16 protein-coding genes and 1 riboswitch are annotated in these 21,316 nt (G+C 73.7%); of the genes, 3 read left to right on the top strand and 13 right to left on the bottom strand.

Translation table 11 applies throughout. The features are described from left to right. Positions 1-116: 116 nt before the first annotated feature. From VFJ94_RS11115 to VFJ94_RS11080, 8 genes are all read right to left on the bottom strand, one after another. Complete coding sequence (locus tag VFJ94_RS11115; protein WP_325004272.1) at positions 117-617, bottom strand: metallophosphoesterase; 501 nt, start codon at positions 615-617, stop codon at positions 117-119. Positions 618-654: 37 nt separating this feature from the next. Then, positions 655-1,452, bottom strand: coding sequence for an SDR family oxidoreductase (locus tag VFJ94_RS11110; RefSeq protein ID WP_325004271.1), 798 nt, complete (start codon positions 1,450-1,452; stop codon positions 655-657). Positions 1,453-2,081: 629 nt separating this feature from the next. Continuing rightward, the gene (locus VFJ94_RS11105; RefSeq protein ID WP_325004273.1) at positions 2,082-3,836 is read right to left on the bottom strand and encodes an RNA polymerase sigma factor; all 1,755 of its coding nucleotides are present in this window, start codon (positions 3,834-3,836) and stop codon (positions 2,082-2,084) included. Between the two features lie 335 nt (positions 3,837-4,171). Beyond that, entirely contained in the window at positions 4,172-4,573 is a 402-nt protein-coding gene (locus VFJ94_RS11100) for a universal stress protein (RefSeq protein ID WP_325004270.1), read from the bottom strand. 108 nt (positions 4,574-4,681) lie between these two features. Next, complete coding sequence (metX, locus tag VFJ94_RS11095; RefSeq protein ID WP_325004269.1) at positions 4,682-5,857, bottom strand: homoserine O-acetyltransferase MetX; 1,176 nt, start codon at positions 5,855-5,857, stop codon at positions 4,682-4,684. 16 nt (positions 5,858-5,873) lie between these two features. After that, positions 5,874-5,989, bottom strand: a riboswitch (SAM riboswitch). 132 nt (positions 5,990-6,121) lie between these two features. Next, positions 6,122-7,432 carry a DUF4192 domain-containing protein gene (locus VFJ94_RS11090; RefSeq protein WP_325004268.1) on the bottom strand — a complete coding sequence of 437 codons (1,311 nt, stop codon included), beginning with the start codon at positions 7,430-7,432 and terminating at the stop codon, positions 6,122-6,124. Between the two features lie 157 nt (positions 7,433-7,589). Continuing rightward, positions 7,590-8,081, bottom strand: coding sequence for a YkvA family protein (locus tag VFJ94_RS11085; protein WP_325004267.1), 492 nt, complete (start codon positions 8,079-8,081; stop codon positions 7,590-7,592). A 52-nt stretch (positions 8,082-8,133) separates the two neighbouring features. Next, positions 8,134-8,907, bottom strand: coding sequence for an EcsC family protein (locus VFJ94_RS11080; RefSeq protein ID WP_325004266.1), 774 nt, complete (start codon positions 8,905-8,907; stop codon positions 8,134-8,136). Positions 8,908-9,065: 158 nt separating this feature from the next. Between VFJ94_RS11080 and VFJ94_RS11075 the strand changes: the two genes are divergently transcribed. Together VFJ94_RS11075 and VFJ94_RS11070 are read left to right on the top strand one after the other, a co-directional pair. Beyond that, on the top strand, positions 9,066-10,217 hold the full coding sequence (locus tag VFJ94_RS11075; protein ID WP_325004265.1) for a MalY/PatB family protein: 1,152 nt from the start codon (positions 9,066-9,068) through the stop codon (positions 10,215-10,217). After that, entirely contained in the window at positions 10,210-12,057 is a 1,848-nt protein-coding gene (locus tag VFJ94_RS11070; protein WP_325004264.1) for a DNA polymerase, read from the top strand. The genes VFJ94_RS11075 and VFJ94_RS11070 overlap by 8 nt, the downstream gene beginning before the upstream one ends. Positions 12,058-12,078: 21 nt before the next feature. Here VFJ94_RS11070 and VFJ94_RS11065 read toward each other — a convergent pair whose 3' ends face one another. The 5 genes from VFJ94_RS11065 to VFJ94_RS11045 all read right to left on the bottom strand — a co-directional run bounded on the left by VFJ94_RS11065 (position 12,079) and on the right by VFJ94_RS11045 (position 19,414). Then, positions 12,079-13,026, bottom strand: coding sequence for a PAC2 family protein (locus VFJ94_RS11065; protein WP_325004263.1), 948 nt, complete (start codon positions 13,024-13,026; stop codon positions 12,079-12,081). A gap of 392 nt (positions 13,027-13,418) precedes the next feature. Continuing rightward, complete coding sequence (hrpA, locus tag VFJ94_RS11060) at positions 13,419-17,315, bottom strand: ATP-dependent RNA helicase HrpA (protein WP_325004262.1); 3,897 nt, start codon at positions 17,313-17,315, stop codon at positions 13,419-13,421. 39 nt (positions 17,316-17,354) lie between these two features. Further along, positions 17,355-18,590: a lipid II:glycine glycyltransferase FemX gene (locus VFJ94_RS11055; RefSeq protein ID WP_325004261.1), complete on the bottom strand. Its 1,236-nt coding sequence runs from the start codon at positions 18,588-18,590 to the stop codon at positions 17,355-17,357. Between the two features lie 10 nt (positions 18,591-18,600). Continuing rightward, entirely contained in the window at positions 18,601-19,059 is a 459-nt protein-coding gene (locus VFJ94_RS11050; protein WP_325004260.1) for a hypothetical protein, read from the bottom strand. After that, positions 19,052-19,414 carry a hypothetical protein gene (locus VFJ94_RS11045; protein WP_325004259.1) on the bottom strand — a complete coding sequence of 121 codons (363 nt, stop codon included), beginning with the start codon at positions 19,412-19,414 and terminating at the stop codon, positions 19,052-19,054. The genes VFJ94_RS11050 and VFJ94_RS11045 overlap by 8 nt, the downstream gene beginning before the upstream one ends. Before the next feature lie 133 nt (positions 19,415-19,547). Here VFJ94_RS11045 and VFJ94_RS11040 point away from each other — a divergent pair, with 133 nt between their 5' ends. Then, positions 19,548-20,993, top strand: a complete 1,446-nt coding sequence (locus tag VFJ94_RS11040; RefSeq protein WP_325004258.1) for an ADP-ribosylglycohydrolase family protein — start codon at positions 19,548-19,550, stop codon at positions 20,991-20,993. Positions 20,994-21,316 lie beyond the last annotated feature (323 nt).

The following is a 21,316-nucleotide window of genomic DNA, read 5'->3' as shown; positions in this document are numbered from 1 at the left end:
CGAGTGGCCACTTGCGCCCGCCACCCCCTTGGCGAGTGGCCACTTCTGCCCGCCACCCCCTTGTCGAGTGGCCACTTCTGCCCGCCACCCCCTTGTCGAGTGGCCACTTGCGCGCGCTACCCGTCCCGGGGCAGCCGGTGGAGCTGGAGGTCGGCCAGGGCACCGCCCAGTACCGTGGCGGTCATGTAGGTGCAGTGGGGCTGGCGCCGGCGGTCCGTGGGCGAGCCCGGGTTGAGCAGGCGCAGCCCCTCCGCCTCGGTGTCCCACGGGATGTGCGAGTGACCGAAGACGAGCACGTCGAGGTCCGGCCAGCGAGCGCGCATCCGCGCCTCGCGGCCCGTGCTCGGTCCGGTCTCGTGGACGACTCCGAGGCGAACGCCGCCCAGGACGTCACAGGCCACCTCGGGCAGCCGTTGGCGCAGCTCGGGGCCGTCGTTGTTGCCCCACACGCCGAGGACTCGAGCGGCTCGCGCCTCGAGCTCGTCCAGCAGCTGGGGCGCCACCCAGTCGCCGGCATGCACGACGACATCCGCCTGCCCCACCTCGCGCCAGACCTGGTCGGGAAGTGCCCTGGCGCGCTGCGGCACGTGTGTGTCGGAGATCAGGAGCAGGCGCATCGACGGGACCGAGCCCGGGGGCCGAGCGGCCGGCTCCTCAGCCCTCGCGCCACGCGTCGCTCTCGAGGTGTGAGCCGGCCTGGGGCCCCATCTGCAGCATGCCGCCGTCGACCACCCACGACGCGCCGGTCACGTAGCTCGCAGCGGGCGAGGCGAGGAACGCGATGACGGACGCGATCTCCCGGGCGTCTCCTGGACGGCCCAGCGGCACCCCCGGGCGGTGCTTCTCGTGCGGGTCCTCGTCGGTCTGGCCGGTCATCGGCGTGGCGATCTCGCCCGGGGCCACGGCATTCACGGTGATCCCGTGCGACCCGAGCTCGAGCGCGATCGTCTTGACCAACCCGCCGAGGCCGTGCTTCGCCGCGTCGTAGGCGCTCGACCCGACGCGGGGCTGGTGCTCGTGGACGCTGGTCACCGCGATGAGGCGACCACCCCGCCCGGCCTGGACCATGTGTCGCGCGGCCCGCTGCAGGCACACGAAGGCGCCCTCGAGATCCGTGGCCACGGTGTGTCGCCACTGGTCGAGCGTCAGGTCGAGGAAGGGCGCGTTGTCGCCGGTGCCGGCGTTGTTGACGAAGACGTCGAGTCCCCCGAGCCGACCGGCGAGCTCGTCGACGACGTCGCCGCACCCCGGCACGTCCGTCGTGTCGAGTCGGGCGACGAAGGCCTTGCGCCCGTGCTCGCGCACCTCCGAGGCCGTCGCCTCGGCGCCCTCCTCGTCGGTGTGCCAGGTGATGCCCACGTCCAGACCGTCGGCCGCGAGCGCCACCGCGGTGGCACGCCCGATGCCGGAGTCAGCCCCGGTGACGATTGCGGTCTGCGCAGTGAAGTCCACGGCGACGCACTACCCCGTCCCCCAGGGCGGCAACCGCGGACCCGTCGTGGCGTGAGGTGCGATCCCTTCCGGTCACCCGGATGTGTGCTCGTGGAGGCAGAGGATGCTGCCCTCGGTGTCGCTGAACCACGCCGCCTGCTCCCCGCCCCTCGAGGTCGCGGATCTCACCGGCGATGTCGTGCACCTCGAAGGAGACGACCGAGTGCTGCGTCTGGGCGCCCTCCTCGGCGGGCATCAGCCCGATGGTGGCTCCGCCACCGAGCCGCAAGATGTGGTTGCCACCCGGTTCCTGCCCACCGTCGGTGAGCCCGAGCTGGTCTCGGCAGCTCACTCCTGCCCGGACGATGCTCCTCCCCCGCCGCTCGGCATACACGGACCCCCTTCAGGTGATGGTGCGGCGTGCGGTGAGCTCCCCGGCGGTCGGCGAGCTCCGTCGTCGACCGGCCGGAGAGCACTTCGAGGCAGACGTCGCGCTCTCTGAGGTGACGCCGTATGCCGGGAGCAGCGGGCTCACCACATCGCAGGTGGTCGCCGGCTCCACCGTGACGACCATCTGCTGCGCCGGACACACCGGGCCGGGCCGCACGGCGCGTGCGGCCCGCCCAAGCACGACGATCAGGCTCGAAGCCTCAGTCGAGATAGTCGCGCAGCACCTGCGAGCGCGACGGGTGCCGCAGCTTGCTCATCGTCTTGGACTCGATCTGGCGGATCCGCTCCCGGGTCACGCCGTAGACCTTGCCGATCTCGTCGAGGGTCTTCGGCTGCCCGTCGGTCAGACCGAAGCGCATCGACACGACGCCGGCCTCCCGCTCCGAGAGGGTGTCGAGCACCGAGTGCAGCTGCTCCTGCAGGAGCGTGAAGCTCACCGCGTCGGCCGGGACGACGGCCTCGGAGTCCTCGATGAGGTCGCCGAACTCGCTGTCGCCGTCCTCACCGAGCGGGGTGTGCAGGGAGATCGGCTCGCGGCCGTACTTCTGGACCTCGACGACCTTCTCGGGGGTCATGTCGAGCTCCTTGGCGAGCTCCTCCGGGGTGGGCTCCCGGCCGAGGTCCTGCAGCATCTGCCGCTGCACGCGGGCGAGCTTGTTGATGACCTCGACCATGTGGACCGGGATGCGGATGGTGCGCGCCTGGTCGGCCATCGCGCGAGTGATGGCCTGGCGGATCCACCACGTCGCGTAGGTCGAGAACTTGTAGCCCTTGGTGTAGTCGAACTTCTCGACCGCGCGGATGAGGCCGAGGTTGCCCTCCTGGATGAGGTCGAGGAAGAGCATGCCGCGACCGGTGTAGCGCTTGGCGAGCGAGACGACGAGTCGCAGGTTGGCCTCGAGCAGGTGGTTCTTGGCCTTCTTGCCGTCCTGGGCGATCCACCACAGCTCGCGCTTGAGCTTCATGTCGATCTTGTCGCCGGCGTTGATCTTCTCCTCGGCGAAGAGCCCCGCCTCGATCCGCTTGGCCAGCTCCACCTCCTGCTCGGCGTTGAGGAGGGCGACCTTGCCGATCTGCTTGAGGTAGTCCTTGACCGGGTCCGCGGTCGCGCCGGCGGTGACCACCTGCTGGGCCGGGGCGTCGTCCTCGTCGTCGTCTCGGATGACGAAGCCGGTCTCCTCCGCCTCCTCGGACGCGACCTCGGGCTCGGTGGGCGTGGCGACATCCGCGAGGGCGTCGACCTCCTCGTCGCCCTCCGGGACGTCGGGGTCGACCACGACCTCGGCGTCGTCGATCTCGACCTCCTCGAGGTCGGTCGCGTCCGCGTCGACGGGCTCGATGTCGAGGTCGGCGGCGGCGTCGCCCGCCACCTCGTCCGCGCCCGGGGCCCCCGGCGCGGCCGGCCCGGCCGTCTTCCGGGACGCCGGTGTGCGCGGCTGGGGGGCGGCTGCGGCGGCCACACCGGCCGTGGTCGCCGCCTTCTTGACGGGCGCCTTGGGCTTCGACGCGGCGGCCTTTGCCGGGGCCTTGGCCGGGGCCTTGGCCGGGGCCTTCGCCGGCGCCTTGGCGGCGGTGCCCTTGGCCGTTGTCGTGGCCGCCGCCTTGGTGGACGCCTCCACCGCGCTGGTGGTCGCGGCGTCCGTCGTGGTGGTCGCTGACGCCGCCGTCCTGGACCCGGCCTTGGCCGCGGTCTGCCTGGCGGCCGCGCTCGTCTTCGGCCTGGTGGCCACACTGCCTCCCTTGGTCGCTCGCTTGGTTCCGGCATCCGCCCGGTCGGCCTGCGGCGCCTCGACGACGATCTCGATGTCGTGGGCCTCGAGCGTGGTGAGCACTGGCTTCATCTGACGCAGGTCGAGGCCTGCCTCGGCCTGCGCGCTGGCGATGTCCGCACCGGTTACGTGCCCCGTGGCGCTGCCTTTAGCCAGCAGCGCGCGGATCGGGTCGTGCTGGAACACCTTGGGCAGGGTCTTGGTGACTCCGGGGGTTGTCGCCTTCGGCACGCTGCAGGTCGCCTTTCATCGCACGATGCCGTCTGGTGCGCCACGCGGGCAGGCACCATGACGATCGGGCTTGGGGGATTGGGGTTCGTGCCGGAACTGGGGGCCTTGTCGCTTTCGATCCCTGCGTGAAATTTCGCCGTTGCCCTCTTGCGATCCGGTAACTCGACCATTATAAATCGCCGCGGCCGTCGAGCGCGAACGCGCCCCGTCGCGGGCTGCGACGAGGCGCGGTCCCGGGGCGGACCGTGCTGGCGGTCGGCGGTGCGTGCTGCGAGCCCTGCGGGTCGCCCTCAGTCCGACGCCTTGACCGCCAGCACCGGGCAGCTGGCGTCGAGGAGGATCCGCTGCGCGTTCGAGCCGAGGATGAGCTTGCCCACGGGGCTGCGACGGCGCAGCCCGATGACGATGAAGTCGGCCTTGACCTCCTCCGCCACCGCGATGAGGTCCTCCGAAGGGTCGTTGCCCCGGACCAGCTGGCGCACTTCATGCTCGAGCCCGCGCTCCTCGAGCATGGCCTGGATCCGCGTCAGCTCGGCCTCGAACCGGGCGGACTCGTCCGCGTCGAAGTCCTTGCCGCCACGGTGAGAGCTGATGACGATGAGCTTGGTGTTTCGCAGGAGGCACTCCTCGGCGGCGCGCTTGAGCGCCGCGCGACCTTCCTTGGTGGCGACGTAACCGACGACTATGGCCACTTCTCGGACCTCCCATGACGATGGTGCAGACGTGTCCTGCGACGCTACCCGAAAACGGCGGCGTGCGAGGGAGCACCTCCCGCGGCGCCGGGTCGCGGCGTGGCGCGGTCAGGCCTGCGAGGCGAGCGGCCCGCCGGCCGGGCGTCGTAGCGCCTCCCGGATGACCCGTCCGACCTGCTGCTCCTCCAGGAGGAAGCCGTCGTGGCCGTGCGGAGAGGAGATCTCGACCCGGGCGGCGCGAGGCAGCAGGGCGGCGAGCTCGTCCGAGAGGCGGGGCGGGTAGAGGCGGTCGGTGTCGACGGACACGACCGTGCAGTCCGCCGTCACCGTGGCGAGGGCGGCGGCCAGTCCGCCGCGGCCCCGCCCGACGTCGTGGGAGTTCATCGCCTCGGTCAGGACGAGGTAGGAGTTGGCGTCGAAGCGGCGCGCCAGCTTGCCCGCGTGGTGGTCGAGATAGCTCTCCACGGCGAACCGCCCTCGTCCGGGGCCGGCGAGGGGGTCCTCCCCGGCCTGGGGGCTGCGACCGAACCGGTCGTCGAGCTCGCGCTCCGTGCGGTACGTGATGTGCGCAATGCGTCGGGCGAGGCCGAGGCCTGCGTCCGGGCTGCGTCCTGCGTCGTAGTAGTCGCCGTCGCAGAAGTCCGGGTCCTGGCGGATGGCGAGCAGCTGCGGCTGGCACCACGCGATCTGGTCGGCGGTCGCGTATGCCGTGCTCGCGAGCACGACGCAGCGTTGCACGCGCTCGGGGAAGCCCACGGCCCACTCGAGGGCACGCATGCCACCCATGGAGCCCCCGATGACCGCGGCCAGCCGCTCGATGCCGAGGCGGTCGAGCACCGCCGCCTCGGCCCGCACCTGGTCCCGCACGGTGATGAGCGGGAACCGGCCGCCCCAGGGACGGCCGTCGGGTGCGGCGCTCGCGGGCCCGGTGGTGCCCTGGCAGCCGCCCAGGACGTTGGTGGCCACGACGAACCACGCCGACGTGTCCAGTGGTCGACCCGGACCGATGAGGCCCTCCCACCAACCCGGCGACGGGTGGCCCTCGCCGGCCGGGCCCACGACGTGGCTGTCTCCGGTCAGGGCGTGCTCGACGAGGACGACGTTGTCGCGCGCCGCGTTGAGCGTCCCCCAGGTCTCGTAGGCGACCACGACGTCCGGGAGCACGCTGCCCCGCTCCAGCGTGAGGTCCCCGATCTCCAGGAACGAACGACAGCCCGGCGGGTCACCCGGCCGCCAGGCACCTCCGGCCCGCCGGGTGCCCCACGGTTCGACGGTGAGGGTCATCGGGATGCTCCTTCGGCTCGCGCGCTTGCGCACACCCTTTCTCGGGTGCGGCCAGGTCCTCACCCGGGGCACCCCGCCGCGGAGGAGGGTTGCCGACCAGCGAGCCGGGGCTTGTCGCTGGCACTCATGACCTGGGGTCACCCTACCGGTCACCGGCGAGGGGATCGAGCGGCTGGTCCACGACTCGGACCGCCCTGGTGGAAACCCGCGGTGTCGCGGATGACCCGGGCCGGGAACGCGGCCACGCCCCGAAGGCCCGTGCGCTCACGCCGATCGAGCCGGTAGCCGAATCCCCTGAGCAACCATCTTGCGCAGAAGCAGGCAGAGCCGGTGCTCGGGCTCGAGCTCGAGCGCCCGGTCGAGGGCGACCCCGGCGCGGGCCCCGTCACCACGCCACCACGCGTGGGAGGCCACGAGCGCCAGCACCGGCGTGGCGTGCTCGGCCGGGACGCACCGCACCAGCGCCTCGAGCCGGGCGGCGACGAGGTCGGGCAGGGCGTCCGCGTGCCACTCCCCACTTCCTCCCCCACCCCGCGCGCGGCCCTGCCCCACCGTGCCGTCCCAGCACCCCGCCGCGGGAGGGCGTGGCCCGAGGAACTCCTGCAGGCCGGCCACGATGTCCGGCTCGAGCAGCTCGAGGGACAGCATCCCGGGGCAGAGCCAGGCGATGAGCGCGTCGCGCAGCCGGTGGTCCCGCAGCGAGCCGGCCAGCACGCTGAGCGCCGTGCCGGCGACGTCGCTGCCCCGGCCGGACGGGGGCGACCCGATCTCACCGGAGGGGCTTCGCCGGAGCCCGGCCGGTGCGAGCACCTCGTCGAGCCCCCCGTCGAGCAGCAGGCCCCACGTTCCGAGCGCCTCGTCCACGAGCCGCTCCGCGCCGGACGGCGTCCAGTCGCCGTAGCCGTCGTCCTCCCGGTAGCCGTCCTCCTCGTAGCCGTCGTCCGCCCCGTCGCCCGCGTCGTCCAGGTCGCCACCCCAGTCGTCGATGTCACCCCCGACCATCGGCTCGAGGGGGGCGGCCCTCGCCGCGGCCAGGGCCAGCACCCATGCCTCGATCCGGCGCGCGAGCGGTGCGGCCCGCGGGTCCTTCCCCGACAGCGGCTCGACCAGGTCACCGAGGGCCTCCCGCCGGGGCAGCACGGCCCGGCCCAGCCCGACGTAGCCCGCCACGCCGGGCACGTCCGCGTCCTCGGGCAAAGGAGCGCCCTCGGGCGGGCACTCGTCGCACGTGAGGCAGAACCACCGCCCGCCGCGCACGGTCACGCGGCCTGCGACACCGATCCCTTCCAGCCCGAGGGCCGCCGCGAGGGCTTCCGAGAGCGGACGGCACTCCCCGACCACGTCCTCGTAGCCGACGACGAAGGCCCAGTCGGGAGCCGCGTCGAGCACCGGTGGGATGACCTCGGCGGCCGCCGCCGCGGCGCGACCCGGCGGCACCACGTCGAGGCGCACGACGAGCTCCATCCGTCGCCCCGTGAAGCAGGCGACGAGCACGCTTCGCCGCGGCTGGAAGCCGAGGTGGTAGGGCAGCACGGCCAGCAGCTCTGCGGGCCCGGCGATCGAGATCTTCTCCATGGGCCCAGCCTCGGTGCCTCGGCGGCCGGCCGACAGGCTGGCTTCCGAGGCGGTGGACAACGTTAGGGCGGCCCTTCGCGCTGTGGACGACGACGCGAGCCGGGATCCGGCAGCGCCGACCCCTCACCGGCCCGGCCGCGCGGCCGACCCGACCGCCTCAGCGCTCCAGCCGCCTGCGGACCGACTCGAGGACGTACGTCGTGGCCGCCTCGCGCAGGCCCGGGCCCGGCCGCGCCGGCGTGTCGTCGTCGGGCCGGCCGGACCGGTCCATGGCAGACGACGCGTCGACGACGGTGCCGCGCAGCACGGTCCGACGCGGTCGTCGACCCTGGCCGCGCTCCCACGCGAGGAACCGGTCCGTCTCCTCGAGGAAGGTCTTGATGGCCCACGAGGCGACGACCGCGTCGTCGGCGGCACCGACGATGGGCAGCACCGCCTCCGGCAGGAGGTCGAGGGGCGAGGCGACGTAGGCCGCCGCGGCGGCGAGCAGGCCGAGCCGGCCGAGGGTGCAGCCGGCATACGAGCCGTCCAGGGTGGCACGCACGAGCCGCGGCACCGCCTCGACGCGCTCGGACAGCCCGGGCGCCCCCGGTCGCGCCGCCGTGCGCAGCACGGCACCCGCCGTGGCGAGCAGCTTGAGGCGGTTCATGCCCGACCCAACGTCGCTCCTGCGGGGCGGGTTCCACCGCGGGCCGGCGCCGTCACTGTCGTCCTGGGGCCGGGCTCGCCGCGACGGCCGGGAACTCCTGCTCGGCCTGCTTGGCGATGCGGCCGAGGAGGTACGCGTCGAGGCCGCCGCCCACGATGCCGCCGACGACGGGAACGGCTCGGCCGAGTCTCGCGAACGTCCCCTGACCGATCCGGCCGAGGAGCCGGAAGCCCACCGCCTTGTTGAGCACCATGAGCGCGGGGGCGGGCAGCCGATCGGTCGCCAGGGCCGCGACCCGCCCCCCGGGGGCCGCCCGGAGGCCGGCCTTCATCAGCACGTCGTCGCTGTCGGCGCCGACGAGCGTGAGCAGGATCGCGGTGCGCACCTGCGGCGCGTCGATGTCGTGGCCACGCAACCGGGCGATGGCCGCGGTCAGGCGGGTGCCGAGGAGGTAGAACTCGAGGATGTTGGCCGGAAGGGACACCGGCATGGTGAAGAACCCGCCGAGGCCGGTCGCGAACCCGCCCACGGCCGCCAGCTGACGGTGGTCACGGCGCAGGACGCGGATGGCCTGCTCGACGTCCCCGTGGGCCTGCACGAGGGCGGCCTGCGCCACCTGCGCGGCGGACTGGAAGGGGCCCTTTCCGTCGACGCCGACGTCGAGGAGGCGCTGCACCAGCCGGGTCGCGGCGCCCGAGAGGCCGTTCGCCGGGGTGGCGGTCCGGGCCCGCTCGAGCGCCCCAGGGGTGCCGGTCCGCAGCTGCCCGGCCGTCCGGTCCGAGGCCGCCACGGTCTCGTCCCTGCCCCATCCGAGTACTGAGCTCAAGACTCCCACTGCCGCTTCCTCTCGCTCCCGCCGTGCCGACCGACACCCCGCGGGACGGTCGCTGACAACCCGGTCGGGCCGCCACCGAGAACGCTAGTGCCACGGGCGTGGGAATCGCGCCTCGCACCCCTGTCGTCCCCGTCTCCTAGAGTCTGGGCATGGCCGACCACCCCCTCCTCGCCGGGAGCGCCGAGGACCTCCGGCGGTGTCACACGAGCCTGAAGTGGCGTCTCTACCCGGCCGATGTCCTGCCGGTGTGGGTGGCGGAGATGGACGCCGCCCCGTGCCCTGCGGTGGTCGACGCCGTGACGGGTGCCGTGCGCCGGGGCGACACCGGCTACGCATGGCCTGGGCCGTATGCCGCCGCCTTCGCCCGGTTCGCCCGGGACGAGTGGGGCTGGGAGCCCGACGTGGCGGCCCTCGCCGTGGTCCGCGACGTCGTCGGGGGCCTCGCCGAGCTGCTGCGGCTGCTCACCGAGGACGGCGGGCCGGTCCTGCTCAGCACCCCCGGCTACGACGCGTTCTTCGGGGCCGTCGAGGCCATCGATCGCACCGTCGTCGAGGTGCCGCTCGCGGGAAGCGGCCGCCTCGACCTCGACGTCCTCGCCGACGCCTTCCGGTGCGCGACGGCGGGCGGGCGGCGCGCGGCATACGTGCTCTGCAACCCGCACAACCCCACCGGCACCGTGCCCACCCCGCGGGAGCTCGCCGGCGTCGCCGCGCTTGCGCGCGCACACGGGGTGCGGGTGGTCTCCGACGAGATCCACGCTCCGCTCGTCCATGCGCCGGCGACCTTCACGCCCTACCTCACCGTGCCCGGCTCCGAGGACGCGCTCACCGTCACGTCGGCCTCCAAGGCGTGGAACCTTGCCGGGCTCAAGGCCGCGATCGTCGCGCCCGGGGCCGACGCAGTGGACGACCTCCGGCGACTCCACGTGTGGCACACCCACTCCGCCACCCACCTCGGCGTCCTCGCCCAGACGGCGGCCTACGACGCGGGCCGAGGCTGGCTCGGGCAGCTGCGGCGCGAGCTCGACGCCAACCGGCGACTGCTGGGCCGGCTCCTGCAGGAGCACCTTCCGGCCGTGCGCTACCGCCTGCCCGAGGCGACCTACCTCGCGTGGCTCGACTGCCGCCCCCTCGGCCTCGGGGACGACCCCGCGGCGGTGTTCCTCGAGCGCGGCAGGGTGGCGCTCTCACCGGGCCCGCGCTACGGCGCGGCCGGAGCCGGCCATGCCCGGCTCAACCTCGCCACCTCGCCCGAGGTCCTGAGCCAGGCGGTGCTGCGCATGGCGAACTCCCTTGCGTGACAGCGCCGCAGGGGCGCCGCTCGTGGCGCTCGTCGTCGGGTCGGAGCGCGCGTATGCCGTCGGCCCCGGCGTGGATGCCGCGTGCGATCGCGCGGCGGTGCCGAGGCTGGTGGTCGACGTGTCCGGCCCGCAGCAACCACGCTGGGTGGTGTGGTCGTCGCGGCTGGGCCTCCTCGACGTGGTCGCGGCACGGGTGCCCGTGGACCGGGCGTGGGACCTCGCGGAGGTCCACCGGCTGCTTCACGGCGGATGGCACGCCACCCCCGGTCACGTGTGGGCCGCCTGCCACGGCCTACCGCTCGACGCGGTGCCCGCGCCTCATCGGCCCCGGCTGGTCGGCTTCGACGCCGACCTGTTCGACACCGCCCCGGACACGGGTGACGACCTCTTCCGCGCCGACGGGCAACTGCGGGCCGACGCCCTCACGTCGTGGCCCACGACCGATGCCCGGCTGCGGCTGCTCGCGCAGCTCGCCCTGCGCTGTCAGGCCGCTCAGGCCGCTCAGGCCGCCGCGCTCGCCGGCCAGGGCGGGGCGGGCGCCGCGCACGACGGGGCGGGCGCCGCGCACGGCGGGGTGGGCGCCGCGCACGGCGGGGCCGGCGCCGACCGGGTGTTGCGGACCGCCTGGTCGGAGTCGGCCGCGGCGGTCCTGAGCCTCGAGCTCGAGCGGGACGGGCTGCCGCTCGACCGGCTCGCGGCCGAGGACCTCATCGGTGCCGCCGCTGGACCGCGCCCACGTGACGAGGCCGACGCCGACCGGATCCGCGCCGAGCGGGACCGGGCGGTCCTGCGGCACGCGCCCGGTCGCGAGGGGACCGACCTGCGCAACCCCGGCGCGGTGCGGGACCTGCTCGCCTCGGTCGGGGTGAGCGTGCCCAACACCCGGGCGTGGGTGCTGGAGCCCTACCGCCACACCCATCCCCTCGTCGACGCGCTGCTCACGTGGCGCAAGGACGAGCGCATCGGCACCACCTACGGCTACCGCTGGCTCGACGAGCACGTCGGCAGTGACGACCGGCTCCGCGGCGCCTGGTCGTCGTGCGACGGCGGAGCCGGGCGGATGACCGCGCAGCACGGGCTGCACAACCTCCCGGCGCCGCTGCGGCCGGCAGTGTGTGCAGAGCGGGGGCACGTCCTCGTCCAGGCCGACCTCGGGCAGGTGGAGCCGCGGGTCCTCGCCGTCGTCAGCGGCGACCGGGCCTTCGCCGAGGCGACCAGGAGCGACGACCTCTACGCCCCCGTGGCGGCCAAGCTCGGGATCGACCGACCCCGGGCCAAGGTCGCCGTGCTCGCGGCCATGTACGGCCAGCGTTCCGGCGCGGCCGGGGAGGCGCTGCGTGACCTGGAGCGGGCGTACCCCGTCGCGATGCGGCTGCTCGACCGGGCGTATGCCGCCGGCATCGCCCGCGCGCCGGTGCGCACGCACGGTGGCCGGCTCATCCCGCTGGGCGGTGCGAGCCCGCCCGGTGAGGGGTCCGGGGTCGACGGCTCGTCCGGCCCCGGGGACGGCGAGGTGCAGCCCGCGACGGCCGGCGCCGGCGCCGCGGACGCCGCCCGGGGCCGCTACGCCCGCAACGCCATCATCCAGGGCTCCGCGGCCGAGCTGTTCAAGGCCTGGGCGGCCACGGTCCGCTGGGCAGTGCGCCCGCTGGGAGGGCAGATCGTCCTCTGCCTGCACGACGAGCTGCTCGTGCACGTGCCCGAACCGCGTGCCGTCGAGGCCGCCCGCGCCGTCGAGCAGGCCCTGACGGTCGCGGCCCGGACGTGGGCCGGCACGGACCAGGTCCGCTTCGTCGCCGACACGAGCGTCGTGCGACGGTGGAGCGAGGCCAAGGGATGAGCGGCCGGGGTGAGGGCCCGGTCAGACGCCGCGCCCGGTCGCGCCGCCGGCGTCCCCCGGCCCGTCGTCGGTGACGTCCTTGAGGAAGGCCTCGAACTCGGCGCCGATCTCGTCCGCGGTCGGCAGGTCGCTGAGATCCGTCGCGAGCAGGCTGCGCTTTCGCAGACCCTCGAGATACGTGTCGTACTGCCGCTCGAGCGCGTGGACCACCGCGGCGACCTCCTCGGACTCCTCCATCTGACGAGTGATCTCGGCGCGGCCGCGACCAGCGGCAACAGCGAGGGAGGTGGCGTCGAGGTCGAGGCCCGTAGCGTTGCGCAACCGCTCCAGCCCCAGCACCGCGGCGTCGGCGAACTCGGTCTGGCCCAGGTAGTGCGGCACGTGGACGGCGAAGCCGAGCGCGTCGAGGCCCACCTCCCCGAGGCGGTACTCCAGCAGGGACGCGAAACTGCCCGGCACCTGCACGCTGCCGAACGTCGGGTCGTTGTCCGGCACGAGGTCGGCATTCGTGCCGTGGCACGTGACGCCGAGCGGCCGGGTGTGCGGGACCGCCATGGGGATGCCGTGCACGGTCACGGTGAGGGTGACGCCGAGCGCCCGGATCAGGCGGATCACGGCCTCCGTCATCCGGGCCCACTGGTAGTCCGGCTCAGGCCCGGCGAGGAGGAGGAAGGGCACACCCTCCCGGTCGACGACCCGGTGCAGCAGGAGGCTCGGGTCGGCATACGAGGCCCAGTGGTTGCGGTCGAAGACCATGACCGGCCGGCGCCCGCGGTAGTCGAGCAGCTGGTCGACGTCGAAGGAGGCGACGACGGTGGACTCGTGGGCCTCGAGGAGGTGCTCGGCGAGCAGCTTCTGCGTGTGGCCTGCGTCGATGAACCCCCCGAGGGCGACGACGAGGACGGACGCCTGCACGTCCTGCAGCCGGGTGTCCGTCTCGAACTGGAAGAGCTCGTTCGGGTCCTGCACGGGAATGCCTTTCCTGGGGGCCGTTTCACCCAGTCAACGCGCGCCGGGGCCGGCGGATTCCCTCCACTTCCGTCCCGGCCGCCCCGCTCGAGTGGCCACTTCCGTACGGCCCGCCCGCTCGAGTGGTCACTTCCGTCCGGCCCGCCCGCTCGAGTGGTCACTTTCGTGCACCGTCCGTGCGAACGTAAGTGGCCACTCGACGAAGCGGGAGTCGCACGCCGCCGCACGTGTCCCACCCGGGTCGAGTGGTCACTTCGTGCACCGTCCGTGCGAACGAAAGTGGCCACTCGACGAAGCGGGGGTCGCACGCCGCCGCACGTGTCCCACCCGGGTCGAGTGGCCACTTCCGTGCACCGCCGGTGCGAACGAAAGTGGCCACTCGACGTGGGGGGTCACGCGGCCACCATCGCGATCGCCTTGAGGATGCGCTGCGGGGACACGCTGTATGCCGTGCCCAGCGTCTGGGCGAAGAGGGACACGCGCAGCTCCTCGATCATCCAGCCGATGTCGACCACGTCGGCGGCGGCTCGCTGGCTCGGCCGCAGCCGGTGCAGGAGGTCGGCGTAGCGGCCTTCGACGAGGTCGACCTGCTCGAGGCCCTGGGCGTCCCTGGCGAGGTTCGCCGGGGCCTTGTCGAGCCGCACCCCCACGGCACGCAGGTAGCGGTGCAGGTCGGGCAGCCGAGCCGCGCCGGTGTCGGCGACGAAACCGGGCCGGACGAGCTCGCGCAGCTGGGCACGCACGTCGGCGAGCACCGGTCGCAGGGCGGGGTTGGCGGAGGCTTCGAGGGCAGCGAGCCGGTTGGTCAGGTCCAGGTGCAGGGCGAGGATCGGCACCACCAGCCCCACGATGCGCACGACCCGGGCCGCGACGTGGGAGCGCACCGCCGCCAGGGCCCGCGCGAAGTCCTCCCGGGTCCGGACGGCGTGGTCGACGTGCTCGGCGCAGATCGCGTCGACCGCTGCGGCGAGGCAGTCGTCGAGGAGCGCCGGCACGCTGCCGTGCGGGTTGTGGCCGAGGGCCAGCTTCTGGGTGTTGTCGAGGCGGGCGAGAACCTGCTTCCACGGCGGGGAGGTGCCGAGGAGGAGCAGGCGCCGCACGCCGAGGCGGTGCTCCGCCTCGGCCTCGGCCCGCGTCGGCAGAACCCGCAGGTCCACGGCATCGCCGGTGTCCACGAGGGCCGGATAGCCCTGCACCCCGGACTCGCTCTCGAAGCTCTCGGGCACGCGGTCGAGCGTCCAGCTCGTCAGGCCCGTGAGCTCCACCGACGAGCTGGCGGCCCGGACCTGCCGGCGCAGCTGGGGGGCCGCCACCTCACGGACCGCCTCGAGGTCCTTGCCCGTGGCGATGACGCTGCCGTCCGGGGCCTCGACCGAGAAGGTGATGCGCAGGTGGTCCGGGACGCGCTGGAGATCGAAGTCCTCGGCCCGGATCGGCACACCACCCCGGGCCTGGAGGGCGCGGGCGAGCGCGGGCAGCAGCGCCCCGGCCGCCGAGTCGAGCTCCGGGAGGACGGCACGGGCGTGGTCAGGCGCCGGCACGAGGTGCCGCCGGATCGCCTTGGGCAGGGAGCGGATGAGGGCGGTGACGAGCTCCTCCCGGAAGCCCGGCACCTGCCAGTCGAAGCCGTCGGCCGTCACCTGGTTGAGCTTGTCGACGGGGAGGTGGACGGTGACGCCGTCCGCGGCCGAGCCCGGGTCGAACTGGTAGGTGACCTCGAAGACGTTCCCGCCTTGCCTCCAGCTGGTCGGGTGGTCGCCACCGGCGACGCCGCCGGCCGTGTCGCGCAGGAGCAGGTCCTCGGTGAAGGTGAGCAGGTCTGGGGTCACCCGGCGCGCCTTTTTCCACCACGTGTCGAAGTGGCGACCAGACACCACGGACGCGGGAATCCTGCTGTCGTAGAAGGCATATAGCGTGGCGTCGTCCACGACGAGGTCGCGTCGCCGGGTCCGCGCCTCGAGCTCGCCCACCCGCTCCAGCAGCGCCGCGTTGTCGTGGAAGAACCGGTGCTCGGTGGCCCAGTCCCCCTCCACCAGCGCGTGCCTGAGGAAGAGCTCCCGGGCCAGGCGCGCGTCGATGCCGCCGAGGCCGACGACGCGGCCCACCACGAGCGGCACGCCGTAGAGCGTGACGCGCTCGGTGGCCACCGCCGAGCCGCGCCGGGCCGACCAGCGTGGCTCCGAGTGCTGCTTCTTGACCAGGTGCGCCCCGAGCTCCTCGGCCCACGTCGGCTCGATCCGCGCGCAGACGCGCGCCCACAGGCGCGTCGTCTCGACGAGCTCCTCCGCCATGACGAACTGCGGCTGCTTGCGGAAGAGCGCCGACCCCGGCGAGATCCCGAAGCGGGCGCCGCGTGCGCCGGCATACTCCCGCTTCGCCTCGTCGCGGGCCCCGACGTGCGACAGGAGGCCGGAAAGGAGGGACTGGTGGACGGCGTCGGTGTCGAGCTCGCCGTCGCCCCGGCCGCGACGCACGTCGAGGCCCGCCTGCTTGGCCGCCTGCTTGATCTGCGCGTGGAGGTCCTGCCACTCGCGGACGCGCAGGTAGTGCAGGAACTCCGCCTTGCACATCCGGCGAAAAGCGCTGGAGGACAAGGCTTTCTGCTGTTCCTGGAGGTAGGACCACAGGTTGAGCCACGACAGGAAGTCGGACCGCTCGTCGGCGAAGCGCTTGTGCGCCGCGGCGGCGAGCTCCTGCTTGTCCTGCGGCCGCTCCCTCGGGTCCTGGATGGACAGGGCGGCGACGATGACGAGCACCTCCCGCAGCACGCCGCGCTTGTCGGCCTCGACCACCATGCGCGCGTGGCGGGGGTCGATGGGCAGGGCGGCGATCGTCCGGCCGTATGCCGTGAGCCGGCGTCCCGGTCGGCGGCGCCCGCGGCCGTCCGGCTCCGCTGCACCCCTCCCCTCGTCGGGGGCGGCGAAGGCCTGCAGCTCCTCGAGCAGGCGGACGCCGTCGGTGATCTGCCGCGAGTCGGGCGGGTCGACGAAGGGGAAGCGGGCCACGTCGCCCAGGCCGAGCGAGGTCATCTGGAGGATGACCGACGCGAGGTTGGTCCGGAGGATCTCGGGATCGGTGAACTCCGGTCGCGACGCGAAGTCCTCCTCCGAGTAGAGCCTGATCGCGATGCCGTCAGAGACTCGCCCGCACCGGCCGGACCGTTGGTTGGCCGACGCCTGGCTGATCGGCTCGATCGGCAGCCGCTGGACCTTCGTGCGCTGGCTGTAACGGGAGATGCGGGCGGTGCCGGCGTCGATGACGTAGCGGATGCCCGGCACCGTGAGCGACGTCTCGGCAACGTTGGTGGCCAGGACGATTCGCCGACCCGGGTGCGGCGCGAAGACCCGGTGCTGCTCGGCCGCGGACAGCCGCCCGTAGAGCGGGACGACCTCGGTGACCGGCAGCTGCAGGCCCGTTAGCACGTCGGCCGCGTCCCGGATCTCCCGCTCGCCAGAGAGGAAGACGAGGATGTCGCGGTCGGTGCTGCCGCCCGGTGACCGCTCGGTCCACAGCTCCTCGACGGCCTCGCAGATACCGGTGACCAGGTCCCTGTCCTCCTCGTCACCCTCGAGGTCGATGAGCGGGCGGTAGCGGATCTCGACCGGGAAGGTGCGCCCCGAGACCTCGATGATGGGCGCCGGCACGCCGCCCGCGGCGAAGTGCTCGGCGAAGCGCTCGGGGTCGATCGTGGCCGACGTGATGACGACCTTGAGGTCGGGGCGCCGGGGCAGCAGCTGCTTGAGGTAGCCGAGGATGAAGTCGATGTTGAGGCTGCGCTCGTGCGCCTCGTCGAGAATGATCGTGTCGTATCGGCGAAGCTCGCGGTCGCGCTGCAGCTCCGCGAGGAGGATGCCGTCGGTCATGACCTTGACGAGCGTGTCCCGGCTCGACTCGTCGGTGAAGCGCACCTGGTAGCCGACCGCCGTGCCGAGCTCAACGCCGAGCTCGTCCGCGAGCCGCTCGGCGACCGACCGGGCGGCGATCCGGCGCGGCTGCGTGTGCCCGATGAGGCCGTCCAGGCCGCGGCCGAGCTCCAGGCAGATCTTGGGGATCTGGGTGGTCTTGCCCGACCCGGTCTCGCCGGCGATGACGACGACCTGGTGGTCGCGGATCGCGGCCGCGATGTCGTCCTTGCGCTCGACGACCGGCAGCTCCGGGTAGGAGATCGGCGGCACGAGCAACGCCCGGGCGCTCCGGCGCGCCGCGCGCTGCTCGGGGGTGGGCGGCATACGACGTCGGCCTCGGGAGCCGCTCCGACGCCGGGAGGCGGTGGCGGGCTGCTCGGCCATGAAGGACAGGGTACTTGGGGCCTGCGCGTGCCCAGCGCCCTAGACGTCGGCCTCGGCGGGAGCCGTGGCGCCCGAGCGCCGGTTGTTGATCGCGACCCGCGCGGCCATCGCCGTCTCGAAGGCCCGGTGCCAGAAGCTGCTCAGCACGACCTCGCGCTCCCCCACGTGCTCGACGACGTCCGCGCCCGCCCCGAGCTTGAACTGCAGCAGGCCGGTCAGGGGCGAGGTCGCGCCGAGGGAGGTGTTGAAGCCACGGAGGTCGTATGCCGTGCACCCGGCCGCGAGCGCGTCCTGGATCGCCTGCCACTGCAGCGCGTTGGAGGCTCGGGCCTCGCGGTTGCGGCTCGTGGAGCCGCCGTAGAGGTAGGAGAACATGTCGCCGACCCGCACCATGAGCGCCGACGCCAGGACGTCGCCGTCGACGTGCGCCTCGTAGATCGCCCCCGTGATCCGCTCCGTGCCGCTGGCCGAGAAGGACCGCACCATCTGCTCGAAGTAGGACCGCGCGCGGGGCACGAAGCGGTCGCGGACCGCCGTCTCGGCGTAGAGGTCGTGGAAGGTCTGCACGCCCTCGACGCCGACCCGCCGCACCTCGACACCGGACTTCTCGGCCTTCTTGATGTTGCGCCGCCACTGCTGGTTCATGCCCCTGAGGACGTCGCCCGCCTCGCGACCGGCGAGCGGGACGACGCAGACGTAGCGCGGCTGCCCGACGGCCGCCGAGTTGCCCCACCCGATCGGCCGCCAGGCCTGCGCGTCGAGCCAGCGCTCGAGCGTCCGCGCGTCGGGGTCCTCGACGGTGGGCGGCAGGGAGGTGAAGGACATCAGGCCGCCGGAGGAGATCTGCTTCTTGACCACGTCGGGCTCCCACCGCCGCGACACGACCGGGAAGCCGAGCCGGAGCGCGAACGCGCCGTCGCCCTTGGCCCAGGCGACGAGCGGGTCGAGCCACGCCGCGGGGTCCGCGGCCACCGCCGCCCACGGCAGGGCCGGCCCCTCGGGCAGGTAGGCGAAGGACCGCCGCAGCCGGGGCAGGTTGCGGGAGAGGACGAGTCCGGCGCCGGCGAGCTCGCCGCCGGCGGTGAACCAGCCGAGGAAGGTATGCCGCCAGTCCGGCTTGGTCCGCGCCCACGCCGGCGTCTGGAGGAAGCTGCCGCCGACGGCGAGGAGGGTCTGCTCGAGCTGCTCCTCGGAGACCGGTCGGACGGTGAGTGGTCCGCTCGGCATCCGAGCCCCGCGCTGCTGGTCGGTCGGCTGGTCGGTCGGCTGATCCATGGCGGCCACCCTAGCGGCGGCCGCTCAGTCCACCGGTCGCGCCGCGGCGCGACCGGATCCACAGCAGGCCGAGGACCGGCAGCACGAGCGGCACATAGCCGTAGCCGGACCCGAAGTGCGACCACACCGTCTTGTCGGGGAAGGCCGCGGGCACGGCATACGACACGATCCCGACGACGAGCACCCCGACGAGCTCGACGGTCACCGCGACTGCGGCCACCCGCACCGACGCCCGGTCGCCCCGGGCGAGGCCCACCGTCGCGACGACGTAGATGAGCGCGGCGAGGGCCGACAGGACGTAGGAGACGGGCGCGCGGTCGAAGTACTCGACGATCTGCAGGACCGAGCGGCCCGTCGCGGCGAGGGCGAGCAGGCCGTAGACGGCGACGAGCAGTCGCCCCGGGCCGCGGCCCGTGCCGAGACCCGCCCGGTCCGGCGCCGGTGCGGACCCGGTCCGGTCGTCACGCATGGAGCGACCACACCTGCTGCAGCCGCGCGACGAGGATGGCGACGACGACGGCACCGCCGAGGACGACGGCCATCGACCACTGGGTCTTCTCCTTGATCGCGACGAAGACCGCGACCGGAGCGACGACGAGCACCGTGAAGAGGTAGGCGACGAAGGTGGCCCGCTCCGCGCCGTCGTCGATGGCCCCCGCCTTGCCGAGCCCCACGACGAGCTGGACGAGGAGGCCCACCTCGAGGGCGAGCCCGGTGAACAGGATCGGGTCGTCGACGAGCCGGCGGCGCATGAGGTGGGTGGCGGCGAGGACACCGAGCACGGCGCAGCCCACGAGGAGGAGCACGGTCAGGGGTTGGAGCACGCGGCGAAGCCTACTTGGTGGGCCATCGGCCCACCGGCGCCGCCGACCCGGACGCGCGGGAGGCGGGCGAGCAGGCCCGCACGCCGCGTCGTATGGTGCGAAAGCGTCCCGTTCGTCCCGTCAGAGGAGCCCCGTGCCCTTTCGCCCCGTGCCCGTCGACCGCGCCGCGGGTGTCCTGCTCGGCCAGGCCTGCGGCGACGCACTCGGCGTGCCCTACGAGATGGGCACGCCACCCGTGGGCGAGGCCGTCATGAAGGGCGGCGGCCTGGGGCCTTACGACCCGGGAGAGTGGAGCGACGACACGCAGATGACGCTGTGCGTGGCCCGGGTCGCCGCCGAAGGCGTGGACCTCACGGGCGCCGACGCGCTCGACCGGGTCGCGGAGGCCTTCGAGGCGTGGCTGCACGGCGGCGCGACCGACGTCGGCACCCAGACGCGCACCATCCTGCAGCGCGCGGCGGGCCTGACCGGCCGGGCGCACGCGCGGCTCACCGCGGCGAGCGAGGCGTTGCACGCCGAGACCGGGCTCACGGCGGGCAACGGGGCCCTCATGCGGACCTCCATCGTCGGGGTCTGCGCGGTCGACGACCGGGAGGCGACGGCTCGGGCCGCCCGGGCCGTTGCCCGGCTCACGCACGCCGACCCGCTCGCCGCGGACTCGTCGGTCCTGTGGTCGGAGGCCGTCCGCGTCGCCGTCACCGAGGGACGCCTCGACCTGCTCGGCGGGCTCGACCTCGTCGACGAGGGCAACCGCGGCCGCTGGCTGCGCTGGATCGACGAGGCGACCGGCGCCGAGCCCCGCCGGTTCGACAACAACGGCTTCACCGTCACCGCGCTGCAGGCCGCGTGGGCCGCGATCACCTCGACCGACCGCGGCGACGGGTCGGCCATGCACCTCCAGCGCGGTCTGCAGGCGGCTGTGCGCGCCGGCTGGGACACCGACACCGTGGCGGCGGTGGCGGGCGCGCTCCTCGGCGCGCGCTACGGCGCCTCCGCGGTCCCCACCCAGTGGCGGCGGCTCGTGCACGGGTGGCCCGGCATGCGGGCCCACGACATCGTCGAGCTGGCGGTGTCGACGTATGCCGGTGGGCGCCGTCCTGGTCAGTGGCCCTCGGTTGCGACGATGACCGACCCCGCCATCCCCTCACGCGCCCAGCCGCACCCCATCGACCCCGACATCGTCCTCGGCTCGATCACCGACCTCGCCCGAGTGGAGGAGCTCGACGTCGACGCCGTCGTCTCGCTCTGCGCCCTCGGCCTGCGCGACATCCCCGCCGCGGGCATGACGGCCCGTGACCACATCGAGTTCGGGATCAACGACGCCGACGACGAGGACTCGAACCCGCACCTCGACTTCGTCCTCGACGACGCGTCGTCCGCGCTGCGCCAGTTCCGCGCCGAGGGCAAGCGGGTGCTCGTGCACTGCCGGTCCGGCACCCAGCGCACCCCGGCCGTCGCCCTCCGGTATGCCGTCGACCTCGGCGTCGCCCCCGACCTCGCGGAGCGCAGCATCCGCGACGCCATGCCGCACATCCGCGGCACCGGCCGGCTCTGGCACGTCGCGGCACATGGCGCCTGACCCCGGCGCACGAGGGATGACGGAGGGCGGCATACGGGTCGAGGTCGAGTCCGGCCACCGGCGTCAAGAAGGCGTCAAGATCGGGGGGCGCCGCGCTAAGGAGGCGTCAAGATGGCCGAGGGCCCGCTCCGGCCGTGGTGCGCTACCGGGGTGAACCCACGAATTTCGCTCCCCAAGCGGCTCCTCGTCGGCACCCCCCTGCACAGCTCCAGGATGGGAGAGACGCTCCTGCCGAAGAAGCTCGCCCTGCCCGTCTTCTGCAGCGACCCGCTGTCCTCGAACGCGTACGCCACCGAGGAGATCCTGCTCATGCTCAGCCTGGG

The organism is Intrasporangium sp., from assembly GCF_035688975.1.
In the GTDB taxonomy this organism is placed as follows: domain Bacteria; phylum Actinomycetota; class Actinomycetes; order Actinomycetales; family Dermatophilaceae; genus CALMNV01.
This window is presented reverse-complemented; position numbering and strand designations above follow the sequence as displayed.